Source organism: Burkholderia sp. Tr-20355 (genome assembly GCF_017104685.1).
Lineage (GTDB): Bacteria > Pseudomonadota > Gammaproteobacteria > Burkholderiales > Burkholderiaceae > Burkholderia > Burkholderia seminalis.
The window spans coordinates 25,731-49,859 of record NZ_JAAGPK010000005.1 but is presented as its reverse complement, the minus strand read 5'-3'; the positions used below and the strand labels follow the sequence as shown (position 1 = coordinate 49,859).

24 protein-coding genes and 1 pseudogene are annotated in these 24,129 nt (G+C 67.7%); 13 read left to right on the top strand and 12 right to left on the bottom strand.

Annotated elements, in window-relative coordinates; translation table 11 throughout:
- Window positions 1-110 precede the first annotated feature (110 nt).
- From G3N62_RS02155 to hutC, 3 genes are all read left to right on the top strand, one after another.
- Window positions 111-425 (top strand): hypothetical protein, encoded by a 315-nt coding sequence (locus G3N62_RS02155; RefSeq protein WP_080287695.1) that lies wholly within the window; start codon window positions 111-113, stop codon window positions 423-425.
- Window positions 426-557: 132 nt separating this feature from the next.
- On the top strand, window positions 558-1,685 hold the full coding sequence (locus G3N62_RS02150; protein WP_124668784.1) for a porin: 1,128 nt from the start codon (window positions 558-560) through the stop codon (window positions 1,683-1,685).
- Window positions 1,686-1,867: 182 nt separating this feature from the next.
- Entirely contained in the window at window positions 1,868-2,563 is a 696-nt protein-coding gene (gene hutC / locus G3N62_RS02145; protein WP_034185960.1) for a histidine utilization repressor, read from the top strand.
- Window positions 2,564-2,578: 15 nt separating this feature from the next.
- Here hutC and G3N62_RS02140 read toward each other — a convergent pair.
- Window positions 2,579-3,815: pseudogene (locus G3N62_RS02140) on the bottom strand (glycosyltransferase).
- Window positions 3,816-3,908: 93 nt separating this feature from the next.
- On the opposite strand from G3N62_RS02140, the gene G3N62_RS02135 reads away from it, so the two are divergent.
- Both G3N62_RS02135 and G3N62_RS02130 read left to right on the top strand, forming a co-directional pair.
- Window positions 3,909-4,529, top strand: a complete 621-nt coding sequence (locus tag G3N62_RS02135) for a TetR/AcrR family transcriptional regulator (RefSeq protein ID WP_049031889.1) — start codon at window positions 3,909-3,911, stop codon at window positions 4,527-4,529.
- Between the two features lie 192 nt (window positions 4,530-4,721).
- Window positions 4,722-5,075 carry a hypothetical protein gene (locus tag G3N62_RS02130; RefSeq protein ID WP_034185614.1) on the top strand — a complete coding sequence of 118 codons (354 nt, stop codon included), beginning with the start codon at window positions 4,722-4,724 and terminating at the stop codon, window positions 5,073-5,075.
- 37 nt (window positions 5,076-5,112) lie between these two features.
- On the opposite strand, the gene G3N62_RS02125 is transcribed toward G3N62_RS02130, so the two are convergent.
- From G3N62_RS02125 to G3N62_RS02110, 4 genes are all read right to left on the bottom strand, one after another.
- Window positions 5,113-5,910 carry an alpha/beta hydrolase gene (locus tag G3N62_RS02125; RefSeq protein WP_059558527.1) on the bottom strand — a complete coding sequence of 266 codons (798 nt, stop codon included), beginning with the start codon at window positions 5,908-5,910 and terminating at the stop codon, window positions 5,113-5,115.
- Window positions 5,911-6,019: 109 nt separating this feature from the next.
- The gene (locus G3N62_RS02120; protein WP_021157347.1) at window positions 6,020-6,937 is read right to left on the bottom strand and encodes a LysR family transcriptional regulator; all 918 of its coding nucleotides are present in this window, start codon (window positions 6,935-6,937) and stop codon (window positions 6,020-6,022) included.
- 171 nt (window positions 6,938-7,108) lie between these two features.
- Window positions 7,109-7,354: a DUF3717 domain-containing protein gene (locus G3N62_RS02115; protein WP_031399027.1), complete on the bottom strand. Its 246-nt coding sequence runs from the start codon at window positions 7,352-7,354 to the stop codon at window positions 7,109-7,111.
- A 263-nt stretch (window positions 7,355-7,617) separates the two neighbouring features.
- A complete protein-coding gene (locus tag G3N62_RS02110) occupies window positions 7,618-9,153 on the bottom strand; it encodes an amino acid permease (RefSeq protein ID WP_124668783.1) in 1,536 nt (511 codons plus the stop codon).
- Between the two features lie 587 nt (window positions 9,154-9,740).
- Between G3N62_RS02110 and G3N62_RS02105 the strand changes: the two genes are divergently transcribed.
- The 6 genes from G3N62_RS02105 (at window position 9,741) to G3N62_RS02080 (ending at window position 16,572) form a co-directional block, all read left to right on the top strand.
- On the top strand, window positions 9,741-11,273 hold the full coding sequence (locus G3N62_RS02105; protein WP_059558532.1) for a sensor domain-containing diguanylate cyclase: 1,533 nt from the start codon (window positions 9,741-9,743) through the stop codon (window positions 11,271-11,273).
- A gap of 129 nt (window positions 11,274-11,402) precedes the next feature.
- Entirely contained in the window at window positions 11,403-12,473 is a 1,071-nt protein-coding gene (locus tag G3N62_RS02100; protein ID WP_124609035.1) for an FUSC family protein, read from the top strand.
- A 329-nt stretch (window positions 12,474-12,802) separates the two neighbouring features.
- Window positions 12,803-14,137 carry an argininosuccinate synthase gene (argG, locus tag G3N62_RS02095; RefSeq protein WP_034185610.1) on the top strand — a complete coding sequence of 445 codons (1,335 nt, stop codon included), beginning with the start codon at window positions 12,803-12,805 and terminating at the stop codon, window positions 14,135-14,137.
- Between the two features lie 212 nt (window positions 14,138-14,349).
- A complete protein-coding gene (locus G3N62_RS02090) occupies window positions 14,350-14,847 on the top strand; it encodes a shikimate kinase (RefSeq protein ID WP_124668782.1) in 498 nt (165 codons plus the stop codon).
- A 362-nt stretch (window positions 14,848-15,209) separates the two neighbouring features.
- Window positions 15,210-16,004, top strand: a complete 795-nt coding sequence (locus G3N62_RS02085) for a polysaccharide lyase family 7 protein (RefSeq protein ID WP_124668781.1) — start codon at window positions 15,210-15,212, stop codon at window positions 16,002-16,004.
- 85 nt (window positions 16,005-16,089) lie between these two features.
- The gene (locus tag G3N62_RS02080; RefSeq protein ID WP_206141131.1) at window positions 16,090-16,572 is read left to right on the top strand and encodes a LysR substrate-binding domain-containing protein; all 483 of its coding nucleotides are present in this window, start codon (window positions 16,090-16,092) and stop codon (window positions 16,570-16,572) included.
- A gap of 27 nt (window positions 16,573-16,599) precedes the next feature.
- On the opposite strand, the gene G3N62_RS02075 is transcribed toward G3N62_RS02080, so the two are convergent.
- The 3 genes from G3N62_RS02075 to G3N62_RS02065 all read right to left on the bottom strand — a co-directional run bounded on the left by G3N62_RS02075 (window position 16,600) and on the right by G3N62_RS02065 (window position 19,093).
- A complete protein-coding gene (locus G3N62_RS02075) occupies window positions 16,600-17,649 on the bottom strand; it encodes a LysR family transcriptional regulator (RefSeq protein WP_124668779.1) in 1,050 nt (349 codons plus the stop codon).
- A 99-nt stretch (window positions 17,650-17,748) separates the two neighbouring features.
- Window positions 17,749-18,168 (bottom strand): ATP--cob(I)alamin adenosyltransferase, encoded by a 420-nt coding sequence (locus G3N62_RS02070; protein WP_034185607.1) that lies wholly within the window; start codon window positions 18,166-18,168, stop codon window positions 17,749-17,751.
- Window positions 18,169-18,292: 124 nt separating this feature from the next.
- On the bottom strand, window positions 18,293-19,093 hold the full coding sequence (locus tag G3N62_RS02065; RefSeq protein WP_034185606.1) for a helix-turn-helix transcriptional regulator: 801 nt from the start codon (window positions 19,091-19,093) through the stop codon (window positions 18,293-18,295).
- Between the two features lie 169 nt (window positions 19,094-19,262).
- Here G3N62_RS02065 and G3N62_RS02060 point away from each other — a divergent pair, with 169 nt between their 5' ends.
- Complete coding sequence (locus tag G3N62_RS02060; RefSeq protein ID WP_034185605.1) at window positions 19,263-19,889, top strand: LysE family translocator; 627 nt, start codon at window positions 19,263-19,265, stop codon at window positions 19,887-19,889.
- 13 nt (window positions 19,890-19,902) lie between these two features.
- On the top strand, window positions 19,903-20,655 hold the full coding sequence (locus G3N62_RS02055; RefSeq protein ID WP_124668778.1) for a class I SAM-dependent methyltransferase: 753 nt from the start codon (window positions 19,903-19,905) through the stop codon (window positions 20,653-20,655).
- Window positions 20,656-20,675: 20 nt separating this feature from the next.
- Here G3N62_RS02055 and G3N62_RS02050 read toward each other — a convergent pair whose 3' ends face one another.
- The 4 genes from G3N62_RS02050 to G3N62_RS02035 all read right to left on the bottom strand — a co-directional run bounded on the left by G3N62_RS02050 (window position 20,676) and on the right by G3N62_RS02035 (window position 23,912).
- Window positions 20,676-21,365 (bottom strand): DUF2848 domain-containing protein, encoded by a 690-nt coding sequence (locus tag G3N62_RS02050; protein ID WP_049035523.1) that lies wholly within the window; start codon window positions 21,363-21,365, stop codon window positions 20,676-20,678.
- A 72-nt stretch (window positions 21,366-21,437) separates the two neighbouring features.
- The gene (locus tag G3N62_RS02045) at window positions 21,438-21,824 is read right to left on the bottom strand and encodes a cupin (protein ID WP_124668777.1); all 387 of its coding nucleotides are present in this window, start codon (window positions 21,822-21,824) and stop codon (window positions 21,438-21,440) included.
- Window positions 21,825-21,869: 45 nt separating this feature from the next.
- Window positions 21,870-23,348 carry a 4-hydroxyphenylacetate 3-hydroxylase N-terminal domain-containing protein gene (locus tag G3N62_RS02040; protein WP_124668776.1) on the bottom strand — a complete coding sequence of 493 codons (1,479 nt, stop codon included), beginning with the start codon at window positions 23,346-23,348 and terminating at the stop codon, window positions 21,870-21,872.
- Window positions 23,349-23,384: 36 nt separating this feature from the next.
- The gene (locus tag G3N62_RS02035) at window positions 23,385-23,912 is read right to left on the bottom strand and encodes a flavin reductase family protein (protein WP_226193648.1); all 528 of its coding nucleotides are present in this window, start codon (window positions 23,910-23,912) and stop codon (window positions 23,385-23,387) included.
- Between the last annotated feature and the right edge of the window lie 217 nt (window positions 23,913-24,129).

The following is a 24,129-nucleotide window of genomic DNA, read 5'->3' as shown; positions in this document are numbered from 1 at the left end:
GCCCGGCGCGAGTCTATACACCGTATCGTCACCGCGATTCCTAGAATGGGCGTCATGTCAAAGACGAGATCGCCACGCTGCACGGCACGAGGCGACCCGGGGATGCATGCATGAAACCGACCAGAACCGAATCCGCCGCTTCACACGATCTGCTGCCCGTGCGTTCGCGGCGCACGTGTCCCGACGACGACCTCGTGCTGCTGTCGATCCGCGTCGAATCGGACAACCTCGCGGCCGTGCGGCGCCGGCTGCATCGGGCCGTCGGCGCCGCGCTCAATTTCTATACGGCCGTGATCGACCGCCGCACCGGGCGCGCGTGCATCGAGTTCGAAGTCGCGCGATCGCAGGCGTCGCCGGCCATCCTGTCGATCCTGCGCGAACTGCCGGCCGCCGAGTTCGGCACGATCCGCCTGTTGCAGCACTAACCGGCGTTCGCCGCCGCGCGTGACTCGCGTCACGCGCTCCCCCTTTCATCGATTCGAACGCGCGGATCCGCACGGACCCGCGCGGCGAATCGTCGTTCCCGTCTCGACGGGCCTTTCCAGGAAGCACACTCAATGAAAAAAGCAGTCGTCGGCACCCTCTCCCTCGCGTTCTTCGGCGCCGCCGCGCATGCGCAAGGCAGCGTCACGCTCTACGGGATGCTGGATGCCGGTATCGCCTATACGAACAACCAGTCGGGCAAAAGCGCGTGGCAGCAAGGCAGCGGCCTGCTGTCGAACACGGTCTTCGGCCTGAGCGGCAACGAGGATCTCGGCGGCGGCCTGCATGCGCTGTTCCGCCTCGAGAACGGCTTCAACCTGAACAACGGCACGCAGTCCTACAAGAACACGATGTTCGGGCGCCGCGCGTACGTCGGCCTGCAGAGCGACCGATACGGCGCGCTGACGCTCGGCCGCCAGTACGACGCCGTGGTCGACTATCTCGGCCCGCTCGCGATGGCCAACAACGGCGACGGCAACAACCTCGCGTCGCACCCGTTCGACAACGACAACATCGACGATTCGTTCTACATCGACAACGCGGTGAAATACACGAGCCCGACGCTCGCGGGCTGGCAGTTCGGCGGCCTGTACGGGTTCAGCAACGCGGCGGGCGGCTTCGCGAACAACCGCGCGTACAGCGCGGGCGTGTCGTATGCGAACGGGCCGGTCAGCCTCGGCGCCGCTTACCTGCAGCTCGATCGCGGCGGGCTGACGGCGAGCGGCGCGCTGTCGACCAACGACGGCGCGAACCTCCCGGCCGTGCGCCAGCGCGTGATGGGCGCCGGCGGCAGCTACGCGTTCGACCGGCTGACGGTTGGCGCGCTGTGGACGCATTCGATGTTCGACGAAACGGCCGCGTCGTCGCTGCCCGGTGCACTGAATGCGCTGCGGTTCGACAACTACGAGGTCAACGCGCGTTATGCGCTGACGCCGGCCGTCTCGCTCGCGGGCGCCTATACGTTCACCGACGGCCGCTACGACGACGCGGCCGGCAGCCACCGGCCGAAATGGCAGCAGGTGACGCTGATGGCCGATTACGCGCTGAGCAAGCGCACCGACGTGTATGCGGAAACCGTGTACCAGCACCAGTTCGGCGTGCCGTCGGGCGCGACGCTCGGGTTCGCGAACGTGACGGGGCTCGCGGCATCGTCGACGAATACGCAGGTCGTCGCGACGGTCGGCATCCGGCATCGGTTCTGACCGCGCGCCGGCTGTCGCGGGCCGGCCGCTCTGTGCAATCCCGCATGGACGCGCGCCGGCCGAACAGGGATCATTCGGGGCATCCGGGCCGGCGCGTCCGCGAAACCGGTACACTCGGCGCCGGGCGCGCGCCGGATCGGCATTCGGCGGCGGGCCGCTGCCGACTCTGGAATCGTGATCCCATGACCACACCGATCTATCAGGAAATCAAGGACTTCATCCTCGCGCGCATCCACGCCGGCGAATGGGCGGAAGGCGACCAGGTGCCGTCGGAGAACGAGCTTGCGCGCGAATTCAACGTCGCGCGGATGACCGTCAACCGCGCGCTGCGCGAGCTGACGGCCGAGCAGGTGCTCACGCGCACGCGCGGCTCCGGCACGTATGTCGCGTCGCCGAAATACGAATCGACGCTCGTCGCGATCCGCAGCATCTCGGACGAAGTCGCCGCGCGCGGCCACGGTTATCGCGCGCAGGTGCTGCAGGTCGGCGCGGCCGTCGCCGACGCGAAGCTCGCCGACGAACTGCAGCTCGATACCGGCCGCCCGATCTTTCATTCGCGCGTGCTGCATTTCGAGAACGACACGCCCGTGCAGCTCGAGGAACGCTGGGTCAATCCGGCCTGCGCGCCGGAATACGCGCTGCAGGACTTCACGACGACGACGCCGAACCAGTACCTGACGCGCGTCGCGCCGCTGCAGCGCGTCGAGTACCGGATCGAGGCCGCGATGCCCGACGCCGAAACGCGCCGCCACCTGACGATGGACGACCGCGAACCATGCCTGATGCTGCATCGGCGCACGTGGTCGCAGGGATTGGTCGCGTCGGTCGCCAATCTGTGGCATCCGGGCAGCCGTTACCGGTTCACCGGGCATTTCTGATGCCGGTGCGCGGGTTCACCGCGCACCAGCACGCGCCCATCGTTCGATCGCGCTGATGGCCAGCGCCAGACCGTCCTCTTGCGCGATGCGCGTGCCAAGCTCCGTCGCGCGCGCCTGCGTCTCGCTCCGTTCGGCGAACGCAATGGCCCGCGCCAGTGCGGCGGCATCCACGCGCCGTCCCGCCACGGGCGCATCGGCCACGCCGAGCCGCTGCAACCGGTTCGCCCAGAAGAACTGATCGCCCGCAAACGGCACGACGACCGACGGAATGCCGGCCCGTGCGGCCGAATGCGTGGTGCCCGACCCGCCATGATGAATCGCCATCGATACGCGCGGAAACAGCCAGTCGTGCGGCGTGTCGCCGATCACGCGAACGTGTGCCGGCAGCATCGACGCCTCGATGCCGCTCCAGCCCGGATAGAACAGCGCGCGCCGGCCCGCGAGCGCACGGGTCAGCGCGTCGGCCATGGCGGCCCGGTCGAAGCCGGCCATGCTGCCGAAGCCGATGTACACGGGCGGAACGCCCGATTCGAGAAACGCCGACAGATCGCACGGCGGCGCCCATGCACGCCCGTCGACCCGCCATTGCCCGCATGCCCACACATTCGGCGGCCAGTCGGCCGGGCCTGACAGCAGCGCCGGCGACACGCCATACAGCATCGGATGATCGGTCCACACATGCTTGCGCGGCGGCAACCCGCACACGCCGGCGCGTGCCGCGTTCGTCGAGTTCCGGAACGCCTGCCACAACAGCGCATTCACGAACCGATGGCTCGCACGATTCAGCCAGCCCGGCACCTTCCCCGGCGGCAGGAACGGCGACGCGAATCCGGCGGTCGGCGTGATCGGGATCATGCCGGCGCCGATCGCAGGCACGCGGCGATATTCGGCGACCGACAGCCCGACGAACGACGCAAGCCCCGAGGAGCGCGTCGCAGCCGTCCGATGCATCCGCGACTTCGCGCATCCACGCGGCCGTATTCGCATTCGCGATTGCCGCGAGCGCCTTCGACGTGTCGTGGAGGCCGCCGCGCCCGCGCACCGCGTCGGCCAGCGCGCCTTGCGGCGCGATCGCGCGGCGGATCTCGCCGGACAACGGCGCCGACGGCACGCCGAGCGCCGCGGCCGCCCCGAGTGTCGCGGCGTCCGCGAGCAACCGGACATCGTGGCCGGCGTCCATCAGCGCGCGGCCAAGCGCCGCGAGCGGGCGCGTATCGCCTTCGGTGCCATAGGTGGCGATGACGAGCTTCATGCACGACTCCTTGCACGGCGGAAACGGGGTGGATTCACAAAAATGCACGTCGTATACTAATGTAATTCGTGCATTTTCAGCCAATCCCCCACCATGCCGATTCAGACCGACGATCCGGGCCGCCGCGCACGCAAGCGCATCCAGATGCTCGCGCATCTCGCCGCCACCGCCGCGCGCCTGTTCGACGCGCACGGCTACGAGGCCGTCACGATGGAGCAGATCGCCGCCGAGGCCGATGTCGCGAAGCGCACGCTGTACAACCACTTTCCGACGAAGGAAGCCGTGCTCGCGCACTGGCTCGAAGGCGAACTCGCGCGCGATCTCGCGCCTCTTCAGCGCGACGTCGCACGGCGCAAGACCTTCGCGTCGCGCATCGGTTGCGTGCTCGACGCATCGGCCGCGTGGTGCGAGCGGCATCCCGCGTACCTGCTCGCGTATCTGCGGCACCGGCTCCTGAGCATCGGTGCGGCCGAACCGGAAAGCGCGGGACAAAATGGCAGCGACATCGCGCGGGTGTGGCAGCAACTGATCGTCGCCGCGCAGCAGGCCGGCGAACTGAACGGCACGCTGCGGGCCGATCAGCTCGCGACGTGGTTCCATCACCTGTATCTCGCGGCGATGCTGCGCTGGCTGACCGTACCGGGGTTGTCGCTGAAACGGGAGTTTCAGTCGGTCGCGAAGCTGTTCATCGAAGGAGCGGAAGCAAAACGCTGACGGGCCGCGGCCGACCCGCGTCGTGCGATGTACACACCTTTTTGCGGCGAACACACGCACCGCATGCCAAATTTCCCGCGCGGCAGTATGCTGATGTCGTACGGCAGCGCACTGTGCATAGGGCAATCCCGTAGTCTGCCTGGACTCGCGCCGCCGTCGCGACCGCAATCATGCGTTGCAAGGAGGGTTGTGATGGCTACCACGCATCAGCACTTCCACCTCGAACTACGGCACGCCACCGCGCCGACCTACTTCATCAGTTACCTGTTCCCTGCGTTGCTGTTCGCGTACGAACTGCTGCGCGTCGGCCAGTGGATTCGCGATCACGGGATGCACTTCGCCGCGTTCAAGCAAATGGGCTACGAGTACCTGCTGATGCTGCTATTCGTCGGGCTGCAGATCGCCGTCGAGGCGATCTTCCTGCTCGGCGCCGCGATGCGCCGCGACAATCGCGACTTCGAGCACCGGCTGCCGAACGTGATCCTCGGGATCGGCTGCTCGATCGCGCTGCTCGCGATCGATCTCGCGATCCAGTTGTCGTTCTGACGTCCGGCGGGCACCCGCCCGCCGGGGGCGGGCGTGCTCAGGCGCCCGCGTCGCGCAGCAGCGTCGCGACGGCGGCCAGCACGTCGTCCGGCCGCTCGCGGTGCGGCATGTGCCCGCATCGTGCGAGCAACAGGAACGACGACGGCCCCGCGACGCGCGCGGCGATCCGCTTCGGATGCACGTCGGAGCCGTATTCGTCGTCCTCGCCGTGAATCGCGAGCGTCGCGCATCGCACGCGCGGCAGTTCGTCGTCGAGACGCCAGTCGCGAAACGCCGGCGACAGCCACGTGTCGACCCACGCGCGCAGCACCCATTCGGCCTTGTCGCCGTGATAGCGCGCGAGCCGGTCGAGCTGCCCCGGTTCGTCGAACTGCCGCGCCGCCTCGCGAATGCCGGCGAGCGTGCGATCCTCGACGAACGCCTGCGCGGCGACCGTCACAAGCGCACGGCAACGCTCCGGATGCGCGGCCGCACAGCCCACCGCCATCCCGCCGCCGACGCTATGCCCGAACGCGACGAACGCATCGACACCCAGTTGCGCGAGCACCGCGGGGAACGCATGGTCGGCCTCGTCGCGCACGAACGTCGTGCCGAGCGCCCCCGGATGGCGATCCGAGCGGCCGAACCCGAGGCGGTCGTAGGCGATCACGTCGCGTTGCGTCGCGCGGGCGAGCTGTGCGGGGAAATCGCGCCACAGATCGACGCAGCCGAGCGAATCGTGCAGCAGCACGATCGGCGCGGACGCGTCGTGCGCCGCACGCGCACGCCAGCGTTTCGCGAAGAGACGCCCTTGCGGCGTCCCGACGGTCGTCTCCTCGGTCACGATATCGGTCATGGGTCGGTCGTCTGCGTGAAAGCGGCCGCACACCGGCGGCCGCATCGAATCGGGTCATGGTGGCCTGCCGGCGCGCACCGCGTCAAGCAAGCCCCTACCGCCCGCGCGCTCATTCGGGCTGCGGCGGCAGGTACTCCATCTGCGCTTCGTCGTACAGCCGGTAGATCAGCGCCTGCATCGCGCGGATGTCCTCCGATTCGTCGAGCATCCGCATGCTCATGATGATCGGCGACACGAGGTTCGGATCGTCGAGCGGCTTGTAGCTGATGTCGTCGCGCTTCAGCCCGTACACGCTGTGCGGCACGACCGACACGCCCTCGCCCATCGCGACGAGGCCGAGCGCGATCTGCAGCTCGCGCGTCTCGTAGATCTTGCGCGGCTGCAAGGCGCGATCGTGGAAGGCCGCGAGCACCTGGTCCGCATAACTCGGGCGCGGCGCCTTCGGGAAGATGATCAGCGTGTCGTTCACGAGATCGTGCAGCGACAGCACGGGTTTCGCGCTGTCGAGCACATGGCCGACCGGCAGCGCGACGATCATCCGCTCCTCGCGCAGCACGACGCGCCGCACGCTCGGATCCTCGTGGCGGATGCGGCCGAACCCGACGTCGATGCGCCCTTCCTTCAGCGCCTTGATCTGGTCCATCGTCGACATCTCGTGCAGGCTCAGCTCGACCGCCGGATACTCGCTGCGAAAGCGCCGGATGATCTTCGGCAGCATCCCGTACAGCGTCGAGCCGACGAAGCCGACCGACATGCTGCGCTCGATCTTGCCGACCCGCTTCGTCATCGATTCGAGCTCGGTCGTCTGCGCGAGCAATTGCACCGCGTGCGAATAGAAGAAGCGCCCCGCGTCGGTCAGCTTCAGCGGCCGCGCGTTGCGCTCGAACAGCGGCACGCCGAGCGCCTCCTCGAGCTGCTGGATCTGCCGGCTCAGCGGCGGCTGCGCGATGTGCAGCCGTTCCGCCGCCCGCGTGAAATTCCGCTCTTCGGCCACCGCGACGAAGTAGCGGAGATGTCTCAACTCCATGTTGATGTCTCCCGGACAGCCATCCGGCGCACACCCCGGCCGGACGATGTCGTCACGATACCGCAGGCGGCGCCCGCCGCCACGCGCCGCACCGCGCAAAGCAAAACGGGAAGCCCGCGGGCTTCCCGTCGTTTCATCGCGGTGGCATCGCGATGACGTCGCGACCGCGCATCACACCTCGGTCGCGTAGAGCGCGTCGCGCTGCGCGTCGCTCAGCGTGTCGAGCGGCACGTCCGGCAACCGATAGCAGATCATCGTGCCGTACAGCTCGGCGAGGCAGTTGCTGCCGGCGTCCAGCGCGTAGCCGTCCTCGCCGTCCGGCGCCGGCGGGTACACTTCGCGCCACGCGTTGATCGCGGCTTCGATTCGCACGATGGAAACGGGTCCGGCCTTCCGCTCGGCGGGTGATGCGCTCATGGATTCCTCTGGGTTGCGCGCTCCGCGGGCCAGGCGGCCCGGATGGAACGATGAAAACGCCGGGCATCTCGCCGGCCGCCGCGCGCCGCGCACGCCGGATGCCGATCCGCGCCGCGCGTGTCGCGCCGGCCGGGCCGTGGCCCGGTAGGGTCGGGCAATATAACCGGCTTTGACCCCGTGCAGGCGAAAGCCGGGCAAAAAAAACGGGAAGCGCGCGGCTTCCCGTTTCATCGTCCGTCGCGCGGCCGCCTGCCGCGCCCGCGTCAGCCCGCGGTTTCGCGGTTCGCCACCGGCTGGCGCTGCGCGCCGCGGTTCGCGGCGATCCACGGCGCGATCTCCATGTCTTCGTAGCGCACGAAGCGGCTCTTCTTCAGGAACCGGTAGCCGAGCCACACGATGAGGAACAGCGGAATGCCGACGTAGGTCGCGGCGACGCCGGCCCAGTCGATCTTGTCGGAGAGGAACGCCTGGTAGTCCTGGCCGAGCGCGACGACCGCGCACAGCGCGAACGCGAACAGCGGGCCGAACGGGAACCACTTCGACTGGTACGGCAGCTGGTCGAGCACATAACCCTGCTTCACGTAGCCCTTGCGGAAGCGGTAATGGCTGACCGCGATGCCGAGCCACGCGATGAAGCCCGTCATCCCCGACGTGTTCAGCAGCCACAGGTACACGGTCTTGTCGCCGTACAGCGACGTGAAGAAACACAGCGCGCCGACGGCGGTCGTCGCATACAGCGCGTTGCGCGGCACGCCGCCCCGCGACAGCTTCGCGAAGATCCTCGGCGCGCGGCCTTCGGTCGCGAGGGTGTAGAGCATGCGCGTCGACGCGTACATGCCCGAGTTGCCGGCCGACAGCACGGCCGTCAGGATCACCGCGTTCATCACGCCGGCCGCGAACGCGAGGCCCGCGTGGCGGAACACGAGCGTAAACGGGCTCACGCCGATGTCGGTCACGTCCGTCTTCAGCAGGTTCGGGTCGGTGTAGGGAATCAGCACGCCGATCACGAAGATCGCGAACACGTAGAACAGCAGGATCCGCCAGAACACCTGGCGCACCGCGCGCGGGATCGTCGTGCGCGGGTTCTCCGATTCGCCGGCCGCGACGCCGATCAGCTCGGTGCCCTGGAACGAGAAGCCCGCGATCATCGCGACGCCCATCAACGCCGGCAGCCCGCCCGCGAACGGCGCGTCGCCGATCGTCAGGTTGCCCCAGCCGTTGCCCGGCGCGCCCTTCAGAATGCCGAAGATCATCAGCAGCCCGACGCCGATGAACGCGACCACGGTGACGACCTTGATCAGCGCGAACCAGTATTCGGCTTCCCCGAAACCGCGCACGGTGAGCGCGTTGAGCAGGAACATCACGCCGAGGAAGGCCGCGCTCCACCACACGCCCGGCACGTCCGGAAACCAGTAGTGCATCACGAGCTGCGCGGCGACGAGTTCGACCGCGATCGTCACGGCCCAGTTGTACCAGTAGTTCCAGCCGAGCGCGAAGCCGAAGCCTTCGTCCACGTATTTCGCGCCGTAGGTCGCGAACGAACCCGACACCGGCATGAACGCGGCCATCTCGCCGAGGCTCGTCATCAGGAAGTACACCATCAGGCCGATCAGCATGTACGCGACCATCGCGCCGCCGGGGCCGGCCTGCGAGATCGACGCGCCGGACGCGACGAACAGGCCCGTGCCGATCGAGCCGCCGATGGCGATCATCGTCAGGTGGCGCGCCTTCAGCGCGCGATGAAGCTTGGGTGGGTTCGCGGACGAACCGGGTGGGTCGGAATTCGGAATTGCGGACATAAACGAGACGAACGTTGAGCGGGCCGGCATCCGTAGCCGGCGCATGCGGAACCGGAGCGCGGTGCGCGTCCGGCGATGCATTCGATGCGGCCCCGATACGCGTTGCGCGGCGGGCGCCTGCGGCGAAGCGCGGATTCTACCTGATTCGTCAACGGGACCGGTCGGCCCGGCACGCTTGCCAGCGCGGGGAGATGTCGCGCCGTCGGGGCGTTGGCTGCGTCGGCGCGGTCGCAACCGCATGCCGTCCCCAAAACCCACGCGTTACTCGTGGTTATCCTGTTTTTCATTCCGGCCCGAAAGCAGCCAATCCTGTCGCGATCCGCCAAATACCGCACCGACGCGCAAAATCGACACTTCTTCACTCCATTAATCAGACAAAATGACCTGGTCTGATAATTGATTCAAATCAACCTGCCCGCGCGCGATGCGGTAATGGCGCGTAACGGTTTCGAATTGCCGTTTCCGCATGCATGTTTTGCATGCGCACGCGAAAATCATGATTTCGCGAGATAATGCGGATTAATTCGAAATAATCCGCGCGCGGAACCGCCAGTCACGCGAATATCCGCCGCCCGCCACGCCCGAGGATGAAGTCACTCCCGCTGCCCGCCACGCTGCGCCGCCACACCGCGTCGATCGTGGCACGCGTTCTGTCGCCCCGCGGCGTGCTCGTTGCGGGCATCTTGCTGCTGATGTTCAGTTGGGGACTTTCCACGTCGCTATTAATCGAGGCAAGGCGCGACGCGTATGACCATGCGGTCGAAAATGCGCGCAACCTGATGCTGCTGATCGAGCGCGATATCGCGCGCAATATCGAACTCTACGATTTGTCGCTGCAAAACGTCGTCGACGGCGTCACCGATCCCGAGCTGATGACATTGCCGCCGCGCCAGCGCCACCGGCTGCTGTTCGACCGCGCGGCAACCGGCGAGTATCTCGGCTCGATTTTCGTGATGGATCCGCACGGCAATATCATGATCGATTCGAGTGCGTCGCCTGCCCGGCAAGGCAATTTCGCCGACCGCGACTATTTCGCCGTGCATCGCGACGGCCTCGCCCGCGGCCTCTACATCAGCCGCCCGTACGCTTCCCGGCTGCGCGGCGGCGCACTGACGATCGCGCTCAGCCGCCGGATCACCCTGCCCGACGGCAGTTTCGGCGGCATCGTCGTCGGCACGCTCAGCATCGACTACTTCCGCGCGCTGCTCGACGGCCTCGCGGTCGGCCGGCACGGCAGCGCGGCGATCGTCGAGGACAACGGCACGCTCGTATCGCGCCTGCCGTACGACACCCGCGTGGTCGGCCTCGACCTGCACGACTCGCCGCTGTTCATCGAGTCGCAGCGCAGCCGCATCGGCGAGCTGACCGGCATCGGCGCGATCGACGGCGTCCGGCGCATCTACGTCTACAAGCATCTCGCCGGCCTGCCGCTGATCGTCGACGTCGCGCCGGCCGAGCTCGACATCTACGCGTCGTGGCACTACCGCGCGGTCTGGACCGTCGTGCTGATGTGCCTGTTCACCGGATTCATCGCGTGGGGATCGCTCGCGCTGTCGCGCGAACTGAAGCGCCGGCAGGTCGCCGAATCGAAGCTGTACCGGCTCGCGCACACCGATTCGCTGACGGGCCTCGACAACCGCGGCACGTTCGACACGGTGCTCGCGAAAGAAGCGCAGCGCGCGGCACGCAACGGCCGGCCGCTGTCCGTGCTGTTCGTCGACGTCGATCACTTCAAGGCATTCAACGACTACTACGGCCACCCGGCCGGCGACGACGTGCTGCGCCGCGTCGCGCAATCCGCGTCGGGCTGCCTGCGCCGCAACAGCGACCATGTCGCGCGCTACGGCGGCGAGGAATTCGTCGTCACGCTGCCCGACACCGACGCGCAAGGCGCGGCCACCGTCGCCGAAGCCATCCGGTACGCGATCGCGGAGCTCGGCATCGAGCACGTGAAGAGCCCGTACGGGCGCGTCACGGCCAGCATCGGCACCGCGACCACCGCCGACGGCCGGATGAACGCCGCGACGCTGCTGCGTCGCGCCGACGAAGCGCTGTACCGCGCGAAGTCCGGCGGCCGCAACCGCGTGCTGGAAGCGCTGCCGACTCCGGCCGACGCGTGACGTCGCGTGCCGCCCGGCCGCGCCGTGGACAGCCCGCGCGCGTTCGGTTAGCGTGACGTCTGCTGCGCCAGCGGCGTCGCGCCTGCCCGCGCACGCCGCCGTGCGCGTTCCGGCCACCTCCGTTTCGTCATGACCACCCCGCTCCCTACCCGACTGCCGCCCCTGCTGCGCAATGCGCTCCGCCCGCTGCTCGACCCGTATCGCCGCTACCGGCACGCGAAGCTGATCCATGCGGCGCGCGTCGCGCTCGCGATTCTCGTGTCGATCGCGCTGTCCACCGGCCTGAACGTGCCGCACGGCGAGTGGTCGACGATCACCGTGCTGATCGTCGTCGGCGGGCTGCAGCATCACGGCAACATCCGCAAGAAAGCGGCCGAGCGCGCGCTCGGCACGTCGATCGGCGCGCTCGCGGGGCTCGGGCTGATCGTGCTGTATTCCGTCTTGCATGCGCCCGTCGCGATCTACCTGCTGATGGCCGTCGCATGCGGCATCTGCGCGTATCACGCGATCGGCAAGGCCGGCTACATCGCGCTGCTGTCGGCGATCACGATGGTGATCGTCGCCGGGCACGGCGACAACGAGATCGTCGACGGCCTGTGGCGCGCGGTGAACGTGCTGACCGGCATCGCGATCGCGCTGGCGTTCTCGTTCGCGCTGCCGCTCTACGCCACCTATTCGTGGCGCTACAAGCTCGCCGACGCGCTGCGCGCGTGCGCGGCCGTGCATGCCCGGCTCGCGGGCGACCGCCCGGTCAGCGACGACGCGCACCTGAAGGAAATGGCCGCGCTGAGCGCGCTGCTCGTGCAGCTGCGTTCGCTGATGCCGTCGGTGTCGAAGGAATGCGAGACGTCGATGGCGCAGCTCGAGGCGATCCAGCGCAGCCTGCGCCTGTGCATCGGCTACCTGGAGATCCTGTCGAGCGCGGTGCCGGCCCGCGACGACGTGGCAGCCCGCGAATACATGCGCGCCGAGATGAAGGCCGTGAACCGGCGCATCCGCGACACGCTGGTCGGCGCCAGCCGCGCGCTCAAATTCGGCACGCCGAGCCGGCTTGCGCCGCGCCGCCGGCCGGCCGACCCGCCGCACGACGTGCCGCCGCCGCAGCTGTCCGGCTATGTGTCGATCACGGCCAAGCTGGCCGGCGAAGTCGACCAGTTGCGCGAGAAGCTGCTGGACACCGCGCAGTCGTGGAATATCTGAGGTTCCCGGCGGATGCCGGGTGTCGGGCGGCAGTCTTTCATAATCCTTTCGGAATAATCGACCGGCATTTCCATACGGCTGCCGCATGTTTCGGTCGATCCGGCCCCGCAAATCGGCCCCGCGACCGGACCCGGCACCGGCGGTTTCAGCCGCGATTTCGCGCCTTCCGGTCTCGCGTTCTCCGTGTGGTTAACCGCCCGTCCGGCCCGCCCGACAGGCCGGACGACGATTCCGCACGAAAATCAGCCCTTGCCCCAACTTCCCGGACAGCCGATACTCGCATATTCCGCGAAATACGATCCCACCGGCTTCAATCCACGGTAATTCCTATGAGCACGATTCTCGAAAGCCTCCCGACCGGCCAGAAGGTCGGTATCGCCTTCTCCGGCGGCCTGGACACCAGCGCTGCGCTGCACTGGATGAAACTGAAGGGCGCCGTCCCGTACGCATACACGGCGAACCTCGGCCAGCCCGACGAAGACGATTACGACGCGATCCCGAAACGCGCGATCGAATACGGCGCAGCCGGCGCCCGCCTGATCGACTGCCGTGCGCAGCTCGTCGCCGAAGGCATCGCGGCGCTGCAAAGCGGCGCGTTCCACATCACGACGGCCGGCGTCACGTACTTCAACACGACGCCGATCGGCCGCGCCGTGACGGGCACGATGCTCGTCGCCGCGATGAAGGAAGACGGCGTCAACATCTGGGGCGACGGCAGCACGTACAAGGGCAACGACATCGAGCGCTTCTACCGCTACGGCCTGCTCGTGAACCCGGATCTGAAGATCTACAAGCCGTGGCTCGACCAGACCTTCATCGACGAGCTCGGCGGCCGTGCCGAAATGTCCGAGTTCATGAACCAGGCGGGTTTCGCGTACAAGATGTCGGCCGAGAAGGCGTATTCGACCGACTCGAACCTGCTCGGCGCGACGCACGAAGCGAAGGATCTGGAAAGCCTCGAAAGCGGCATCAAGATCGTGAACCCGATCATGGGCGTCGCGTTCTGGCGCGACGACGTGAAGATCGCCGCGGAAGAAGTGACGGTGCGCTTCGAAGCCGGCCAGCCGGTCGCGCTGAACGGCGTCGAGTTCAAGGATCAGGTCGAGCTGCTGCTGGAAGCGAACCGCATCGGCGGCCGCCACGGCCTCGGCATGAGCGACCAGATCGAGAACCGGATCATCGAGGCGAAGAGCCGCGGCATCTACGAAGCCCCGGGCCTCGCGCTGCTGTACATCGCGTACGAGCGCCTCGTTACCGGCATCCACAACGAAGACACGATCGAGCAGTACCGCGAGAACGGCCGCCGCCTCGGCCGCCTGCTGTACCAGGGCCGCTGGTTCGACCCGCAGGCGATCATGCTGCGCGAAACCGCGCAACGCTGGGTCGCACGCGCGATCACCGGCGAAGTGAAGATCGAACTGCGCCGCGGCAACGACTACTCGATCCTGAGCACGAAGTCGCCGAACCTCACGTACCAGCCGGAACGCCTGTCGATGGAGAAGGTTGCATCGACGTTCTCGCCGCGCGACCGGATCGGCCAGCTGACGATGCGCAACCTCGACATCACCGATACGCGCGACAAGCTGCGCGTGTATGCGCAAGTCGGCCTGCTGACGCCGGGCGAAGCGTCGGCACTGCCGCAGATCAAGGGCGACGACAAGTAAGCCGTCTCGCTCGACGCCGTGCCGCATCGCTGCATGCGGCACGGTCGGGCAGGCTGCATGTGCGACGCCTCGTCGCGCACGCAGCCTGCCGCTCCCCCTCCCGGCCTGGCCGCTTTCCCCCCCTTCGCATTGCACCACGCGACGCCCTTACGGCACCGCGCCGCCGCGCCCGTCATGGCAAGCTGCGAGTCATCCGCTTCCTGCCTCGACCCATGACCGCCCTTACCGTCATCCACCTGAACGGCCCGATCAACAGCGGCAAGACGACGATCGGCCTCGCGCTCGCACGCGTGCTGCCCGATGCGCGCTTCATCGACGGCGACGATCACGATGCGCCCGACGACGCGCCGTTGGACGTGCAGTGGGCACTCGCGCTCGAACGTCTCGTCGCGCAGATCGCGGCCGCGCGCGAACGCCATCTGGTCATCGCCTATCCGATCGGCGAAGCGGAACACGCGCGGCTGCGCACCGCCTGCGACGCGCGTGATGCACGGTTGTTCGTCGTCACGCTCGCACCGCCCGAAGCGATCGCGGCGTCGAATCGCGGCACGCGCGCGCTGACGGACTGGGAGCGCAGCCGGATCGCCGAGATGTATCGCGAAGGCTATGCGTCGCGGCCGTTCAGCCAGATGGTGCTGGACACGGCCGGTACGACGCCCGATGCATGTGCGGCGCGCATCGCGCGGCACGTCGCTACCGTGGCGTCGTAACGCCCACGCCAGCACGCACGCCGCGGTACCGAAACCCGAATGATGCTCGCCGCGGCTCGACGTCACGTGGCGTTGCCATATCCGTATAGGAAAACGTTTACTCTTCCAGGGCTTCTTGCTAGCATCGTCTCCGATCGGCCGACAAGCGTCATCCGGAAAGCCGATCGCAAGCCTCGTGAATATCAGTAGTCCCCGCTTTACAGTCTGGCTTCGGCAGTCGCTTTCGAACCGCACCTGCTTTCTGTGTTTTGGCGTGCTTTCTACAGGCTGTCGACCGCCTTCCCGGCGATCTCAAGCCTAAAAAAAGAAAACGTTATCCATGACGTGGCACCCTGCCACGGACCATCAGAGAGAGAGACATCATGAAGAACCGGATCATCCCGTGCGTCGCCGCCGTGCTGTCCGTTGCGTTCCTTTCCGCCTGCGGCGGTGACGACCCGGCCAGCCCGGCCGCCGCCGCGCGCCAGCAGGCCACCGTCATGGCGCTCAGTCCGTCGAATCCGCCCGGCTCGAACTTCAACCTCGCACCGTTCACGCTGCAGTTGCCGACCGGCGCGCCCGGCAAGGTCGATACCGTGAGCGGTTCGTCGCTCGCGGGCGGCTACGTGAACCCGACGTATTTCTATACGGACGGCAGCGACGGCTCGATGGTGATGATGGACCCGACGCAGGGCTGGACGACGTCCGGCTCGCTGCATCCGCGCACCGAGCTGCGCGAGAACGCGATCTGGCCGACCTCCGGCACCAACCGGCTGAACGCGACGGTGACCGTCATGCAGGTGCCCGATCACACGACGATCGGCCAGATCTTCCAGGGCACCGGCCCGAGCAAGCCGCTGTGCGAGCTGCAGTTCACGTCCGGCGGGGTCGTCCAGTTGCTGCTCGAAAGCACCAACCAGGGCGGCAAGTCGACGACCACGCCGATCACGACGGTCGGCGTCGGCAAGAAGTTCAGTTATGCGCTGAGCCTGAGCGGCACGACGATCACCGTCACCGCGAACGGCACGACCAGGACCTTCACGATGGATTCGAGCTTCGACGGCGAAAGCTTCTACTTCAAGGCCGGCGACTACGACCAGACGGCCGTGTCCGGTACGCCGCTGACGACGCCCGGCACCGTCGTGAAGTTCCATGCGTTGACGCTCACGCACAGCTGAAGCCGGTCGCGCGTCACGACGCATGAAGCCGGACGGGTACGCGATGCGCACCCGTCCGCCGTTTCGGCGCACCTCGCGCTTACGAGTGGTGCCGCTCACTGACGACTCATTCGACGTATGCATCCGCTTCGGCGAGCCGCCCGACACGCGCGTCGTCGCGCGACGGCTCGCATCGAACCGCCGGCTTCTGTGCGCATCTCGCGCGGCACGACCTCACGCGGCACACCTGCATCGGCATCCGGCAAGGCGACGAAGAGTACGGCGCCTGACGAACGGACACGGCTCGACACGCCACACGGAAGCCGTTCGGATCAACGGCAACCGGACGACGAACGACGGCAAGATCGCGGTGAAGTGGGCGCTCGACGGACACGGAATTCTGATGCACGCGGAACGGGACCTGCGCGACTACCTCGCGGACGGGCGTCTCGCCGTCGTGCTGCCCGATCACGAAATGCCGAGCGCCGATGTCTACGCAGTGTATGCGCAGCGTCACCAGACGTCCGCGCGGATTCGCGCGTTCGTGGATTTTCTGGCGGAAGCGCTGGGGCGGTCGAGAGGCGGATAACGCGCCGGAAGCCGATCCGCCGGCCACTCAGCTCGCGGCGACCAGCGCGGCGTGTTCAAGATCGATGCCGGTCGTTGCCGGCGCCGCGCGCACGCTGCTCGCAACAGGCTCACGCGTCACAGCTGCCTCTCGCGCCCGCCACCCTGCCGCCCCCGCCGCCGCCAGCCCTTCATGCTCGTGCGCGGCCTGCACGAAACGCTCGGCGATCCAGTCGACGAACGCGCGCACGCCGGGCGACACATGCGGGCGCTTCACGTAGACCGCCGACACGGCGGCCGGCTCGGGTTGCCAGCACGGCAGCACTTCCCGCAGCCGGCCCGCGTCGATCAGCGGCTGCGCGGCGATGCGCGTCGGCTGGATCAGCCCGAGGCCGTGCACGCCGCAGGCCAGGTACGCCTGCTCGTCGTCCACGCTGACGATGCTGTCGAGCCGGACCTTGCGCACGCCGTCGTCCGCGACGAAATCGAGTTCGGCCGAGCGCTGGCCGGGTACCCGCGCACCGCTGACCGCGCGGTGCGCCGTGAGCGCGTCGAGCGTGCGCGGAACGCCGAAGCGGTCGAGATACGCCGGGCTCGCGCACGTCACGCGTTCGAGCGTGCCGAGCCGGCGCGCGACGAGCGACGAATCGGGCAGCGCGCCCAGCCGGATGCCGCAGTCGACCGTGTCGGCGTCGCGATCGCCCGCGCGCCCGGCCACGCCCAGCATCAGCACGAGATCGGGATGCCGGGCGTGAAACGCGTCGAGCGCCGGCAGCACGATCGCACCGGCCACCGACGCCGGCACCTCGACGCGCAGCGGCCCGCCCGGATGCCGCGCGGCGCCGCGCATGCTGGCTTCGAGCTCGTCGACGTCCGCCGTGATGCTCACGCAGCGCCGGTAATACGCGTCGCCTTCGGACGTCGTCCGCAGCGCGCGCGTCGTGCGCACCAGCAGCGGCGTGCCGAGCGCCGCCTCGAGCTCCTGCACGGTCCGCGTCGCGGTGGCGCGCGAAATGCCGAGCGCCTGCGCCGCGCGTGTAAAGCTGTTCATTTCGACGATGCGCGTGAAGATGCGCATCGCGCGGATCGGATTGTCCACCGGTCACCCCTGCGTGGTTGCGACAGGCCGCGGCGCGCGTGCGCGCGCCGTACACGGTTGTCGATGTCGACGAAAGCCGCGCGCCGCGCGGCGGCCGGGTCAGGCGTTCGCCGCGGCGATGCGGCGCGCGGGTTCGGCGAGCAGCCGTTGCGCGAGCGCCAGCGCGTCTTCGCGGCTCGCCGCCGCGTTCAGCGGATAGCCCCAGACCTTCTCGAACGTGCCCGAGAATGCATCGAGCGCGGCACGCCGGGCCGCATCGGGCTCGATCGCGATCATCGCCGGGATCCATTCGCGCGACTGCGCACGGTTGGCCTTGCTCCACTTCGCGAGCTGCTTGCGCATCTCGTGGTCGGTATCGCCGCGATCGTCGCCGGACGGCGCGTCGTCGGTCAGAAGAACGAAGCGTTCGCCGCGCGCCAGCAACGCGTCGAGCTCGGCGATCAACCGGGCCGGTTCGAAGTGCGTCGAACCGCGGTAACGCAGCCAGACGAACGGGAATTCAGTCGTGGTGATTTGCATGTCGACCTCCAGATGAGAACGATTCTCATTTTATGGATCGAGGCCAAACGCGTCATTTCTCATCCCGGCCAACTGCTTTTTCAATCTGGCCAAACCTGCGCATCCGCGGGCGCGGCCGGCGCGTTCAGCGTTGCCGGTCGGTCAGGAATTGCGTCGGCGACTTGCCGGTCGCCTTGCGGAACATCGTCACGAAACTGCTCGCGCTCTCGTAGCCGAGGTCGATCGCGATCTGGTGCACGCGGCGGCCGGTCGTCAGCATCCGCAGCGACAGCGCGACGTGCAGCCGCCGGCGCCAGTCGCCGAGGCTCATCCCGAGCTCCTTCGTCGCGAGCCGTGTGAGGCTGCGCTCGCTGATGCCCGCGCGCCGTGCGAGTTCGGCCAGCGGCGACTTGTCGGCCGGATCGTCGAGCAGATGGTCGATCAGCTTGCGCAGCCGGCGGTCGGTCGGCATCGGCAGGTACAGGTCCTCGACCGGCGCCGCGACGAGTTCGTCGAGCAGCGTCGCCATCAGCCGCCCCTGCGGCCCGTCGACGTCGTACAGGTTCGGAAAGCTCGCGGCCTTCAGCAGCAGTTCGCGCAGCAGCGGCGACACGGACAGCGTGCAGCAGCGCGCGGGCAGGTCGAGCGCGGCGTCGGGTTCGACCAGCACCGCGTAGAAGGTCGCGCCGGCCGAGCCGCGCGCCGCGTGCGGAACATCGCCGGGAATCCACACCGTGCATTGCGGGGGCGCGCTCCACACGCCGCCGTCGATCTCGCAATAGACGACGCCGCTCAGCGTGTAGAGCAGCTGCGCCTGGCGATGGCTGTGGCGCTCCAGCCGCCATTCCGGCTCGACGACCGAACCGCCGAACACGACGAGCGGACGCGGCACGTGATAGACGTCGGCGTCCGCGGCGGGATGGGTGGTCGGTGGAAGCTCGCGCATGAAACGATAGGCGGTGGAAGAAGCCGGACGCCGTGCCGCACGTCGTTTCGTGCTTATACCAGAAAGGCGCCGGCACGGCCGGGCCGTTCAAGCACGCGTCAGCGGCCGCCCGCCGAACCGAATACAATGCCCCGATCCCCCGCCGCCGCGTCAACCTGCCGGAGCCGCCATGTTCGATCTGACCACGCTGACCACTTTCACCGCCGTCGTCCTGGGCCTGTTCCTGATCCCCGGCCCGGCCGTGCTGCTCGTGCTGAGCCGCACCGTGCAGGGCGGGCGCAAGACCGGCATCCTGACCGGCCTCGGCGTCGCGAGCGGCGACTTCGTGCATACGCTGTTCGCGGCCGTCGGGTTGTCCGCGCTGCTGATGACGTCGGCGCTCGCATTCAACGTCGTGAAGCTGGTCGGCGCCGCGTACCTGCTCTATCTCGGCGCGCGTGCGCTGCTGGAAAAACCGTCGGATCCGTCGCTGCCGCAGGTGGCGCCCGTCACGCCGCTCGTCGCGTACCTGCAGGCCATTCCCGCCGAAGTGCTGAATCCGAAGACCGCGCTGTTCTTCCTCGCGTTCATGCCGCAGTTCGTGCACCCGGAGCGCGGCTCGACGTTCGTGCAGTTCGCGGTGCTCGGGCTGATCTTCGTCGTGCTCAGCTCGCTCTATACGACGCTGATCGCGTGCTCGATCCGCCCGCTCGGCCGCGTCGTGAAGCGGCTGACGTGGCTCACGCGCTGGCAGGGGAAGATCATCGGGTCGATCTTCATCGCGCTCGGGCTGCGCGTGGCCGTGCAGCAGCGCTGATACGCACGGCCGCATGACGCCTGCCGACGCGGACCGCCTCTACACCGACCCGCGCCTCGTCGCGGTCTACGACCTGTTCAACGCGGGCGATCGCGACTTCGCGTTCTATGCAGCCGTGATCGGCCCCGCGCCGCAGCGCATCCTCGATCTCGGTTGCGGCACCGGCACGTTCGCACGCCGGCTCGCGGCGGCCGGGCACGAGGTCGTCGCGATCGATCCGGCGCCGGCAATGATCGATTACGCACGACGCCAGCCGCGCGCCGACACCGTGCGCTGGCACGCATGCGAACTCGGCAGCCTGCCGCCCGCCGCACCGTTCGATGCGGTCGTGATGACCGGGCATGCGTTCCAGTGCCTGCTGTCCGATGATGAAATCGACGCGACGCTGCGCGGCGTGCGACGCGTGCTCGCCGACGGCGGCCGCTTCCTGTTCGACACCCGCAACCCGCACGTCGCACCGTGGCGCGCGTGGACGCCCGCGCGTTCGGCATACAGCGTCGAATCGCGCGACTTCGGCCGCGTCGATCTCCATCACGCGGTGCGTGCGGTCGACGACGCGATCGTGACGTTCGACACGCACTACCGCTTCCGCCGCGACGACACGGTGCTGACGAACACGAGCCGACTGCGTTTCATCGCGCAGCCCGCCCTGCAGGCGCGCGTGTCGGCAGCCGGTTTCGCATCGGCCGAGTGGTGCGGCGACTGGCAACGCGCGCCTTTCGACGAAACGATCAGCGCGGAGATCATCGCGATCTGCCGCGCATGAGCGCGCGTGCGCCGGTGGCGTCAGCCCGCGACCGGTAGCGTGTCCACCGCATACGCATGCCGGATCGTGCGGCCCAGCACCGGATCCTCCAGCTCGATCTCGAACCGCTCGGCCGGCCGGATGCCGCCGATCGCGGCCAGCGTTCCGCACAGCATCGCGGTGCCGTTCTCGAAACGGCCGCCGTGGCGCGCGAACTGCGCGAGCAGATCGTCCGGCGCGCGCATCGCCGTCACCTGGCCTTCCTGATACAGCACGCGCTCGCCGTCGATCGTCGCGTACGCGCGCAGCACGAGCTGATCCCAGTGACCGGCCACGTCGTCGAACTTCCACAGCGTGCTCGCGCACGGCTTGCCGCACATCTGCTTCGACACGGTGATCCCGTATGTCTCGACTTCGCGGTCGGTGTGGTCGGATGCGATGCCGACGAAGGTCTCGCCGCCGGCGCGCACCAGCACGAATTCCGCTTCGCCGCTGCTCTGCCCGCCCGATACCTGGATCGCGGGCGACGGGTCGAGGCGGTCGGCCGCAACGCGGTAGAAAACCGGCGTCGCCGCCGGGCGCCTGACGCCGAGCGCCTCCAGCTCGCGGATGTGCCGCTCCATGGCCGCCGTGTCACGGCCGGTCCAGCCCGCGATCACGAGCGTGTCGATCGCTATCGCGCGCTCGGTGCGGCCGTCGCGACCGTCGATCGCGAACGTAATGGTTTTCATCGAATGCTCCTTGTGGCGGGGCGCGCACGCGTCGCGCGGCGCCGCTCGCCGTGTGTCGTCGACCGGCCGCGCTCAGGCCGGGTCGTAGTAGTGGATCTCGAGCAGCACGCAGCCGCCGTTCGACTTGAACGGGCCGTGCCATGCGCGGGGCGGCCGCACCGCATACGTGTAGCCCTTGAACGGCGTGCCGCCGTTGCCGTGCTCGTCGTTGCCGACGGTCAGGTCGCCCTCGACCAGGAACACCTCTTCCCAGTAGTCGTGCACGAACGGCTTCTTCGTATGCAGCCCCGCCGGCAGGCGCAGCAGGCGCGTGCGGCTGCCGCGCTTGCGCTCGGTATCGAGCGCGCCGGACAGAATCAGCTCCTGTGCGCCGGATGCCGGGTCATACCCTTCCGGCAGCCGCCACTCGCGCTGCATGTCCAGCGTATGGAATTCGTCGTGAAGCTTGTTGATGGCCATCTGTCTCTCCTGAATGCGATAGCGGGTGAAGTCGGGCACGACGCGTCAAGCGGCGTGCGGCGTCGACCGTTCCTGGTTCAGCGAATAGCTGCCGAGCATCGAATCGACGAGATGCGACGCGCGCTGCCAGTCGTACGTGCGGTATGCGTGGCCCTTCGTGACGAACGACGCGCCGGCGTAGAACAGCTCGTACTGGTTGTGGCGCGACGCGAATTCGGAGCCGACCGCGTCCCATGCGAGCTTGAAGAACTTCACGCGCTCCTCGGACGAACACACCGGAGACTTCTGCGTCTTCTCGATGATGCGCAGCAGGTCGGGGTTCTCGAAATCGCGCACGCTGGACGGCAGCATGATCATTCCGCCGCCCGCGAGCTCGCGCAGCGTGTTGAGCACCTTCGAATACAGCTGCTGCGTGACGACCTGCGAGCCGTACAGCATGTTGCGGTCGGGCACGTAGAAGCCGTTGACGACCGTGCCCTTCGCTTCCATCCCGTAGACCCACGCCTCGACCATCGACGCTTCGGCCGCGAGCTGGCCCAGCGTCTCGCGCACTTGCGGGAACGTGTTCGTGCCGTTGATCTCGGAAATCTTCAGGCCGAGCCCGACGAGAAAGCGCAGCTTCGTCATCAGGCGCACCTGGCACTGATAGTTCTGGTACACGTGCGCGGGCGTCGCATGAAACTGCTTCGCGCACATCACCGTGTTGCCGGCGACGAAGATCCGTTCCCACGGCACCTTCACGTCGTCGAAGTACAGCACCGCGTCGTTCTCGTCGAAGCGGCTGGACAGCGGGTTGTCGAACACCGACGTCGCGTGCTCCTCGTACGACTTGCGCGACAGGATCTTCATGCCCTTCGCGTTCATCGGCACCGCGAACGACAGCGCGTACATCTCGTCGCCTTCGCGCAGCGGCTGGATGCAGCTGCAGAACACCTCGTTCGCCATGATCCCGCTCGTCGCGAGCATCTTCGCGCCGCGCACCGTGATGCCTTCGGCATCCTGATCGACGATGCCGACCGCGAGGTACTTGTCCTCCTGCTCGTGTGCGGCTTTCGACTGGTTCGCCTGCGGATTCACGATCACGTAGGTCAGGAACAGGTCGTTGTCGCGTGCATAACGGTAGTAGTCGCGCAGTGCGCCGGCGCGCGCCGGGTCGTATTGTTCGAACACGTCGGCGCCCATATACATGCCGGCGAGACACGACGCGACGTGGTCGGGCGAGCGGCCCATGAAGCCGTAATGCAGCTCCGACCACGCTTCCAGCGCGGCACGGCGCTCGACGAGTTCGTCATAGGACGTCGGCAGCTGCCAGATCCGGCTCACGCGGTTGCCCGTGCCGGGCGACGAGAACGTCATCTTCTCGACGTTCTCGTCGCGCGCCTGGTAGTCGTACAGGCTCGCGTAGCTGCGAATCGAATTGCGGAATGCCGCATGCGCGGTCACGTCGCCGGCCGGCTGGCCGTTCAGGTAGACCTGCCGCCCGTCGCGCAGCGACGCGATGTGCTGAGTCCCGTTCTTGATCATGATGTCCTCCTGGGTGGAATGAATCGTGGGTTGCGTTCACACGGACGGCGCATGCGCGCCGTCGAGCGCGCGGTAGCGACCGCCAAAGAAGATCAGCGGGCGCCCTTCCGAGCGCGCACGGTGCCGCGTCACGCGGCCGACGAAGATCACGTGGTCGCCGCCGTCGTATTGCGCATAGGGCTCGCATTCGAACGTCGCGAGTGCGTCGGGCAGCAGCACCGCGCCGTCGGCGGGCGCCGCGCCGGCGCGCCAGCCCCACTTGTCGCCGTTCGCCTTCGCGAAACAGTTCGACAGGTGCTGCTGCGTCTCGTCGAGCACGTTGACCGCGTAGCCGTCCGCGCCGGCCAGGTCGCCGAGGCTCAGGCTGCGGCGGTCGACCGAGAACAGGATCAGCGGCGGATCCAGCGACACCGAATTGAATGACGCGACCGTGATGCCGACCGGCATCCCCTCTTTGCGCGGGGCGGTAATCACCGCGACGCCCGTCGCGAACATCGACAACGCGGTGCGAAAGCGTCGCTGCTCGTCGGCGCCCGCGCCGGTTCCGGCATGGTTCTCGCTCATCTCGTTCTCCTGGGGTTGCATCGCCGGATTCCGCGGCGGAATCCGGCCAACGAATCACTTCAATTTAGCTTTGTGATTTAGCTTTTATTGAATGCAAACACAAAAGCCGGTTCAAGCTGTCGTAAACCCTGATCTTGAAAGCTTTGTTTGAAAGACAACCCTACTGGCGTGATGGATGTTGCGCGACGCCCGCGAATGTCCACGTACACTGCGGCAA